This window comes from Streptomyces sp. NPDC002742 (genome assembly GCF_042888885.1).
GTDB lineage: Bacteria > Actinomycetota > Actinomycetes > Streptomycetales > Streptomycetaceae > Streptomyces.
The window spans coordinates 1-1,445 of sequence record NZ_JBIAQF010000077.1 but is presented as its reverse complement, the minus strand read 5'-3'; the positions used below and the strand labels follow the sequence as shown (position 1 = coordinate 1,445).

Here is a 1,445-nt window from a genome sequence, read left to right as displayed (position 1 = left end):
TAGTAGGGCTTGGTCAGGTTCGTATGGGTGTGGGTATGTCTTGGTGGCAGGTGGGGCAGGCGCCGGTCCAGGTGGCGAGGAGTGTCTGCAGTTCGCGGACGACCCGGTAGAGGCTCAGGCCTGCACCACGTCTTTTGGGTCTCGTACCAGTCGTTGCAGGGTGCAGAAGGCGTGGGCGGCGGAGACGAGGGTGACGTGATGATGCCAGCCGCCCCAGGTGCGGCCCTCGAAGTGGGCCAGCCCCAGGGCCTGTTTCATCTCGCGGTAGTCGTGTTCGATGCGCCAGCGGAGCTTGGCCAGCCGCACCAGCGTGGCCAGGGGCATCCCGGAGGGCAGGCTGGACAGCCAGAACTGCACCGGTTCGGGTTCGGTGGCGGGCCACTCGGCCAGCAGCCAGCGTTCGGGCAGCTCAGGACCATCGTTGGCCTGCCGGACCCCGCGTCCGGCCGGGCGGATGCGCAGGGCCACGAACCGCGAGTACATACGCTTGAAGCCGCTGATCCCCTTGCCCGGCCGGGAGCCTTCCCGCCAGGACACCGGCCTCGCCGCCGCCCGCCCCGCCGCGACGACCAGGTCCTTCACGGTCTGCGCGGGCTCGGGATACTGCAGTTTCGGTGGCCGGCCGCTGCCCGCGTAGACAGGCTGAACGGGCCGGGCGGCGGCCGGATGAGCGGTGTGACGGGAGGAAATGCCCACCGCATAGGGCAGGTTGCGTTCCTCCAGGCCGTGACGGAACGCGGCGGCGTCACCGTAGCCGGCGTCCGCGACGACCAGGGGAACATCGATGCCCCATGACCGCGTCTCGTCGATCATGTCCAGGGCCAGCTGCCACTTCTCCACATGCCCCACCCGGTCGGGGATGCCACAACGAGTGCGGCGGGCGACCTTGTCCGCATCCGCCTCCGGGGAGGCGGGATCCCAGGACGCAGGCAGGAACAACCGCCAGTTCACCGCGGCCGAGGCATGTTCACGGGCCAGGTGCAGCGACACCCCGACCTGGCATTTGGTGACCTTGCCCACGGTGCCGGTGTACTGCCGCGACACACACGCCGAGGCATCCCCGTCCTTCAGGAACCCGGTGTCATCGACGATCAACGCCTCCGCCCCGACCGCCTCGTGCATCCTCCAGGCCAGCCGGGCCCGCACATGCGCCGGATCCCACGGACTGGAGGTGATGAAATGCGCCAGCGCCTGCCGGTTGCCGTCCTCACCCAGACGGGCCGCCATCGGCTCCACCGATTTACGCCGCCCGTCCAGCAGCAGCCCCCGCACATACGCCTGTCCCCAACGCCGCTGATCCGCGCGGAAGAACCCGTCGAACAACCCCGCCGCGAACGCCTCCAGGTCCTCCCGGACCTCAGCCATCTCCCCAGGTGTCACGCCACGTCAACGACGCTCACACACCAACAGACACTCCACTCACGGGTGAAGATGACCAAGCCCTA

1 protein-coding gene is annotated in these 1,445 nt (G+C 68.9%); it reads right to left on the bottom strand.

Annotated features, from left to right (window positions below; translation table 11 throughout):
- Positions 1-114: 114 nt before the first annotated feature.
- A complete protein-coding gene (locus tag ACFYW8_RS44540; protein WP_389093916.1) occupies positions 115-1,365 on the bottom strand; it encodes an IS701 family transposase in 1,251 nt (416 codons plus the stop codon).
- Positions 1,366-1,445 lie beyond the last annotated feature (80 nt).

Coding starts and splice junctions, on each gene's coding strand:
- ACFYW8_RS44540 (WP_389093916.1), bottom strand. CDS start 1,365: ATGGCTGAGGTCCGGGAGGACCTGGAGGCGTTCGCGGCGGGGTTGTTC.